Source organism: Ramlibacter sp. (genome assembly GCF_035706265.1).
Lineage (GTDB): Bacteria > Pseudomonadota > Gammaproteobacteria > Burkholderiales > Burkholderiaceae_C > Ramlibacter.
The window spans coordinates 1-6,467 of sequence record NZ_DASSVG010000605.1 but is presented as its reverse complement, the minus strand read 5'-3'; the positions used below and the strand labels follow the sequence as shown (position 1 = coordinate 6,467).

Genomic DNA, 6,467 nt, shown 5'->3' with positions numbered 1-6,467 from the left:
GGGCGCAGGCTTGGCCGCAGCCGCAGCCGCCGGTTTCGCCGCGGCGGCAACCGGCGCGGCCGCGGCCGGTGCACCGCCCTTGGACTGCGACAGCATGTAGGCGATCGCGTGCTGCAGTTGGGCGTCGCTCAGGGCGGGATTGCCGCCGCGCGCGGGCATGTTGCCGCGGCCGTTCTTCGCGCTGTTCAACAGCGGGCCGAGGCCGCCGGCCGCGCGGGCCGACCAGGCCGCGGCGTCGCCGACCTTGGGCGCGCCCAGCACGCCGGTGCCGTGGCAGGCGACGCAGGCGCCTTCGTAGACCGCCTTGCCGGCGGCGAGATCCTGCGCCGCGGCGGGCGCGGCGAGCCAGGCGAGGGTGGCGGCGGCGAAGGCCGCGAGGACGATGCGGGGCTTCATTGCTTCTTCTCCCCGGCGGCCGGCGCCACCAGCGAGTTGGTGGTGCTCTCGTGCACCTGCGTGGGCGTGCCCGACTTGGCCGAGTGGCACATGTTGCAGTTCTCGATGCTCCAGGCGACTTCGCCGTTGTGGCAGGCGCCGCAGAACTGGCCGTCGATCACCTTGACCATGTTGATCTCGTTGCCGCCGGCCTTGAACTTGAAGCCGAGGTCGGCGTGGCACACCTTGCAGCGGAAGCGGATGCGGTGGAACCAGTGCGGGAACACCACCGGACGCATGCCGGCCTTGTCGGAGTAGTTGTTGATCACCACGTCCCCGTATTCGGCGCGTGCATCGCCGCCGGCCAGCAGGCCCGCGAGCGCCACGCCGGCGAGCAGGGCCACGGCGGGGGCCATTCTCATCCTCGATAGCGACATCTCACACCCTCATCTCTGGTTGTCCTCCACTTGCCGGTCAGTCGCCGAAATTGCGCTGCACCCGCAACCACAGGGAATCCACGCGCCGGCCGTCGATTTGCGACATCCGCAGCTCGACCTGCGTGGTGAGCCGGCCGATGCTCCAGTCCAGCCGGTTCTCCCAGAGGCGCGTCTCACGATCGGGAATCGACAGCAGCTGACCGGGTTGTCGGAGCACATCCTGGGCCAGCCTCACGCGCGAGACGAACTGCAGGCGCCGCACGCCGAACAGCTGGTTCTGGTGGAAGGCGATCTCGCCCGAGACGCCGGAAGTGCGCGTGCGCAGCACGGCGCCCGTGATCGGATCGCGCAGGCCGGGCAGGTCGCCCGCGCGCTGGTGCGTGCGCTGGTAGGTGAGGTCGGCCGTCAGCGAGCGCCCGTAGCCGAGCTCGAAGTTTCCGGAAACCTGGAAATTGAACAGCTGGAAGCGGGCATCGCCGCCGCCGAGCTCCATCGAGTCGCTGTACGACGCGCGGGCGAAGCCGGTCTTGCCCTCGCCGCTCTGCTGCCACGTGAGCGCCACGCTGTTGAGCAGGGTCTTCACGTCGCCGAGGCCGAAGCCGCTGCCCTGGTCCTCGTTGCCGTTGATGAAAGCGGCCGAGAGCGACTGGCTCGCGCTCAGGCCGAGGCTGGACCGCGGCGACAGGGCCCAGGAGCGGTTGGCCGAATGCCCGACCTGCAAGCCGAGGCTCTGCTCGTGGGTGCTGCCGGCCACGCCGCTGTCGGCGACCGAGGTGCCCACCGTGCCGCTGGCGAACCAGTCGTAGCGGATGCCGCGGTACTCGAGCGAATCGCCCTGGTAGTTGGCGCCCAGCGCGCCGGCGAAGAAGGTGGACTGGCCGTTGCCGGAGTGCGTGGTCGTCAGGCCGCCGTTGGCGGTGACGCGCAGGTTGGAATTGACTTCGTAGTTGGCGCCGACGGTGCCGCTCACCGAGTCGGTCTGGGCGTCGAAGGTCTGGTCGCGCAGCACCAGGCCGCGCACGCTGCCGGTGAGGGTGAGCGGCGAGCGCTCGGGGTGGTACAGGCCCACGCTGGCGAGCTGCAGCACCTGCAGGTCGGCGTCGCCGAAGCCGCGCTGCTCGGTGCGCGTGAGGTTGGCCGTGCTGTTGACCGACAGCGCGTTGGAGGGCGAGTAGGTGTGCCGCGCCACCAGGCTGCTGAAGCGGCTGTCGTCGTCCAGCGCTTCGGTGACCGCGCGGTTGAAGGCGCCGCCCAGGGCCAGCTCGTTGGCCTTCCAGTGCGTGTTGAAGTCCGCCGACAGCGAATCCTGCTTGCTGCGGAAGCCGAAGCCGCTCTGCGTGCGGTGGTCGTACGCGCCCGCCAGGTTGTACAGGCCCGACTCGGGCCGGTAGCGCGCCGACATCCCGATGTTCTGGCGCTGGAACTGGATCGGCGTGGCGAGCCCGGTGTCGGTGCGGCTGTCCTGGCGCGAGAAGTGGATCTCGGCCGGGAAGCGGCTGCGCGGGAACAGGTCGAGGCGGCCGTCGCCGGTGATGAAGTTCTCGCGCGTGCGCAGGCGCTCGTGCGGGCCCGAATCGTCGAAGGGCGCGCCCAGCGCGCCGGCGCCGCTGTGGGTGACGCTGGTGCTCAGGCCCAGCGACCCGTTCACCAGGGCGAGCCAGGGCGCGTAGAGGTAGGTGGTGGTGCCGATCGTGCCGGTGAGCACGTTGGCGATGCTGCTCGGCTCGCCTCCGCTGCGCACCGCGCGCATGTCGTAGGCGAGGGTGCCGGAGACGCGCATGGGCGGCAGCCGCCACGCGCGCGCCGCCGGTTCCTCAGTCTCGGGGGGCGGCGCTTCCGCGGGCTGCGTGGCCGCGGGCTGCGCCGAGGCGGGCAGCTGGCCCGCGTCCGACGGCGCCGTCATCTGGGCCTGCGCGGCGCAGCTCGCGGCCGCGCAGGCGATGAGGGTGAGCTTCCATCGGGCCGGCTGCATTCACTTGCCTGACGCGCGCCGCTCAGCGAGCCGGCGCAGGGTCCCCGGTGTTGGCCGCCAGCGGCAGGAAGCGCGACTCGTCGAGCTGCACCGGCGTGTCGCGGCGCAGCTTCGCGAGCAGCGCGGTCCACGCCTGCTCGCCGGCGTCGCGCACGTACAGGTCCTGCGCGCGCTGGCGCACGGCCGCCAGGGGATTGAGCACGGGCTGCTTGCGCGCCTCGAGCCGGATCACCGCCACGCCTTCGAGCAGCACGATGGCATCGCTGGTGCCGCCGGGCTGCAGCGCGTCGATCGCCTTCTCGGCGGCCTCGGGCAGCATGCCGCGGTGGATGTAGCCCATGTCGCCGCCGCGCTTGGCCGAGTCGTCGCCGGAATGCAGGTGCGCGAGTTCGGCGAAGTCGGCGCCGGCGCGCAGGCGCTTGGCGATCGCCGCGCCTTCCTCCTTCGCGCCGTCCCATTGCGCCTTCGGGGCCGAGGGATCGACCTTCAGCAGGATCAGGCGGATGTGCACCTGCTCGGGCGAGGTGAACTTGTCCTTGTGGTCGTCGTAGTACTTCTGCAGCTGCTCCGGCGTCGGCGCGGGCACGTTCTTCACCTGCGCGGTGAGCTGCTCCATCACGTTGTCGCGTTCCAGCTTCGCCTCGAGATCGGGAAGCACCTTCCCGCGATTGGCTTTCCACTGCGCGCTGTCCTTGTAGCGCTCGTCGTAGCCGGCGATCACCTTCTGCACCGCGGCGGCATCGGGCGCGATCGCGCGGCGCTGCGCTTCGGCGTGGAGCAGCGCCTCGTCCACCAGCTTCTGCAGCACTTCGCGCTGCAGCTGCGCGATGGCGGCTTCCGAGGGATTGCCGTGGTAGAACTTGCCGCGCGCGGCCTGCTGGAAGGCGGCTTCGTACTGCTCGCTCGTGATCACGCTTTCGCCGACCTTGGCGAACACGGGAGCGTTCTGCGCGTAGGCCATGTGGCAGGCAGCGGCCATGCAGGCGGCGGCGAGGGCCAGGCGCAGCGAGGTGTGCGCGGTGCGCCGAGCGGTGACTGCCGGCTGTTGCTCGATGTTCATGGGCGCTTTCCTCACAGGTGAAAAAAAGGGGCCTTGCGGCCCCGGTACTGCAATAAGCGCGCCACTCGGAGAGCGGCGCGTGTGGTGCTTACTTGGTGTGGCAGGCCAGGCAGACGGCGCTGCCGGTGTTCTCGATGCGCAGGAAGGTCTTGTTCTCGCTGTGCGGGTCGTGGCAGCTCGCGCACTCGACGAAGGGCTGGTCGTTGCCATCGAGGGTGCGGGTGTAGAGGATCATGTCCGTCTTCTGGCGCGTGCCGGCGGTGCCGACGCTCGTGTCCACCCACCACACGAGCGAGCCGTTGAGCGTGGCGCTCTGCGGGTCCTTGAAGTCCTGGTCGATCTTCGCGCCGGCCGCGGTGCCGCCGTTGTTGAAGAAGCCGCCGCCGGCGTACTGGATGCCGATCGGGTGGTCGTTCTTCAGGTCCTTGCCGATCAGGGTGATGCCGCCCGCGATCTCGCCCGTGGCCTTGACGTTGCCGCCGCTCCACGTGCCCGCCATGGTGAAACCGGCGGGATCGTAGTTGCCGGAGCCGGGCGCATTGATCACCGTGCTCATGGCGGTGGCGCCGTCGTGGCAGGAGAGGCAGGCCAGCGACACGGAACCCACGGCCATCACCTTGCCATCGAGCGTCGAGGTCTTGAGCTGGTCGTACGTGGAGTACGAAGCGGGGGCCGCGAGCACGCGGTTCCACAGCGGCACGGAGGCGCTGGTGTCGGCGCCGTGCGGCGTGTGGCAGAACACGCAGATCTCGGTGTTGCCGTCGGTCGATTCGAACTTGTTCTGGCCGTTGGTGCCCGAACGCAGGTTGTGCTTCGTGGCCGCGATGCCCGTCGCGGGCGTGCCCTGCGCCGAAGCCAGCGTGGGAATCAGTGCCGCCGCCACCAGCGCGATCGCGCCGGCCAGGGAACCGAGGCCCTTTCTTGTCGTCGCCCTTGCGACCCAGTGATTCCAGCCCATATCCATCTCCTTGAAGTCGTGGTAAGCAGCCGCGGACCCTCCCGCAACCCTCATGGCCGTTGACGCAGCTTGTGTGCCAGGGCCGAAGAGCTTGGTTTGGGGTGCGTGGGCCCGATTCCGTTGACGCCCGTCAAGCTTTGCCGGGCCACGGTTCCCGCAACCGGGAATCGGGGCGTTCCCATTCCCGGAAGCAGGGCAGGGTCTTGCGGGCTTTTTGCTCAGCGCACCGCCGGCGCGGTGCCCTTGGCGGTGGCCGGGGCCGGCGGGGCGGCGGGGTCGCCATAGCGGGCGGTGGCGCTCAGGCCGGCTGGACGGAACACGTCCATCTTGCGGAAGAACTGGTCGACCACGTAGATGCGGCCGTCGGCGTCCACGGCGATGCCCGAAGGCAGCATGAGGCGGCCGGGGCCGTCGTTGTCGCCGCGCGCCGCCACGTCCAGCAGCAGCTGGCCGTCGGGGTTGAAGATCTGCACGTTGGCGAAGGCGGTGTCGACGACATAGAGGTTGCCGTCGCGGTCGGCCGCGATCTCCTTCGGCCGCGCGAACTGGCCGCCGCGCCGGCCGATGCCGCCGAAGGTCTTGAGGAACTTGCCATCCTTGTCGAACACCTGGATGCGGAAGTTGCCGCCGTCCACCACGTACACCAGGCCGTCGGCGCCGATCGCCACGTCGCGCGGCAGGTTCAGCTCGCCGGGGCCGTTGCCGCGGGTGCCGAACTCCAGCAGCAGCTTGCCGGTCTCGAGATCGAGCACGCGCACCTTGTGGTCGTTGCTGTCCACGCCGCCGGCATCGACCGCGTAGATGCGCCGGCCCGCCGTGTCCACCGTCAGGCCGACCGGGCGGCTCCACTTGATGTCCTGCGCCATCGCGCGCAGGTACTTGCCTTCGCCGTCGTAGACGAAGATCTTCTTCAGCGTGGCATCGAGCACGTACAGGTTGCCGTTGGCATCGAGGTCGATGCCCAGCGGCATGCGGATCGCGCCGGGATCGTCGGTGCCGATGCGCTTGTACTTCCTGGTGTTCAGGTCGAACATGATCACGTTGCGCGCGGCCGTGTCGCCGATGTACACGCGGCCGTTGCGGGCCGCCACGCCATAGGGCTTGTCCAGGCCCTCGCCGGTGCGGTTCTCGCCGGTGAGCGCGCGGCGCAGCGAGCCGTCCTTGTCGTCGGCCATGACGTCGGCGCTGCTGCGGATCGTGCGCTCGTAGTAGAAGCGCGGTTGTTCGGGCGGCGGCGGGTAGACGGGAATTTCGGCCTTCTTGGCCGGCGGTGCCTTGGGCGCCTCCGCGCAGCCGACGAACAGCAGCAGGCTGGCCATTCCCAGAACCGCAAGGAGGCGGCTCGCTTTCGAGAATCGGGAGTTCATGAAGGGTGGGTCTCCAGAGGCGGGGCCGGCCCCTCCGGCCGGCGTACGTCAGGCAAACGCAAGCGGCATGCCATGGCGCACGCACATTGGCATCGAAGTTGCACTGGCCCCGGGATCCGTCCCGGAGACAGCATGTCCAACAACCCGATTTCGTCCCGTTCCGCCCGCCGCTGGCTGGTCGCCGCCCTGGCGCTCGCCGCCTCCTGGCTCGGCAGTTCGGCCCTGGCCGGCGACCGCGGCCCCGGCGCCGCGCAGCAGACGCCGGCGGCGCTGTACCACAACTACTGCTCCGTCTGCC

The 6,467-nt window shown here is 70.0% G+C and carries 6 protein-coding genes; all 6 read right to left on the bottom strand.

Annotated features, from left to right (window positions below):
• A partial coding sequence (locus VFM98_RS21550; protein WP_325111942.1) for a c-type cytochrome occupies positions 1 to 396 on the bottom strand: 396 nt, incomplete at its 3' end.
• Complete coding sequence (locus VFM98_RS21545) at positions 393 to 791, bottom strand: c(7)-type cytochrome triheme domain-containing protein (protein WP_325111941.1); 399 nt, start codon at positions 789 to 791, stop codon at positions 393 to 395. The genes VFM98_RS21545 and VFM98_RS21550, both read right to left, overlap by 4 nt.
• Before the next feature lie 58 nt (positions 792 to 849).
• Positions 850 to 2,784: a hypothetical protein gene (locus VFM98_RS21540; RefSeq protein ID WP_325111940.1), complete on the bottom strand. Its 1,935-nt coding sequence runs from the start codon at positions 2,782 to 2,784 to the stop codon at positions 850 to 852.
• A 22-nt stretch (positions 2,785 to 2,806) separates the two neighbouring features.
• Entirely contained in the window at positions 2,807 to 3,844 is a 1,038-nt protein-coding gene (locus VFM98_RS21535; protein WP_325111939.1) for a peptidylprolyl isomerase, read from the bottom strand.
• Positions 3,845 to 3,932: 88 nt separating this feature from the next.
• On the bottom strand, positions 3,933 to 4,802 hold the full coding sequence (locus tag VFM98_RS21530; RefSeq protein WP_325111938.1) for a cytochrome c3 family protein: 870 nt from the start codon (positions 4,800 to 4,802) through the stop codon (positions 3,933 to 3,935).
• A 218-nt stretch (positions 4,803 to 5,020) separates the two neighbouring features.
• On the bottom strand, positions 5,021 to 6,121 hold the full coding sequence (locus VFM98_RS21525; protein WP_325111937.1) for a 6-bladed beta-propeller: 1,101 nt from the start codon (positions 6,119 to 6,121) through the stop codon (positions 5,021 to 5,023).
• Positions 6,122 to 6,467: the final 346 nt, after the last annotated feature.

Bases quoted from the DNA above. Each gene is read 5' to 3' on its own strand.
- VFM98_RS21540 (WP_325111940.1), bottom strand. From the start codon at position 2,784: ATGCAGCCGGCCCGATGGAAGCTCACCCTCATCGCCTGCGCGGCCGCG.
- VFM98_RS21535 (WP_325111939.1), bottom strand. From the start codon at position 3,844: ATGAACATCGAGCAACAGCCGGCAGTCACCGCTCGGCGCACCGCGCAC.
- VFM98_RS21545 (WP_325111941.1), bottom strand. From the start codon at position 791: ATGGCCCCCGCCGTGGCCCTGCTCGCCGGCGTGGCGCTCGCGGGCCTG.
- VFM98_RS21525 (WP_325111937.1), bottom strand. From the start codon at position 6,121: ATGGCCAGCCTGCTGCTGTTCGTCGGCTGCGCGGAGGCGCCCAAGGCA.
- VFM98_RS21530 (WP_325111938.1), bottom strand. From the start codon at position 4,802: ATGGGCTGGAATCACTGGGTCGCAAGGGCGACGACAAGAAAGGGCCTC.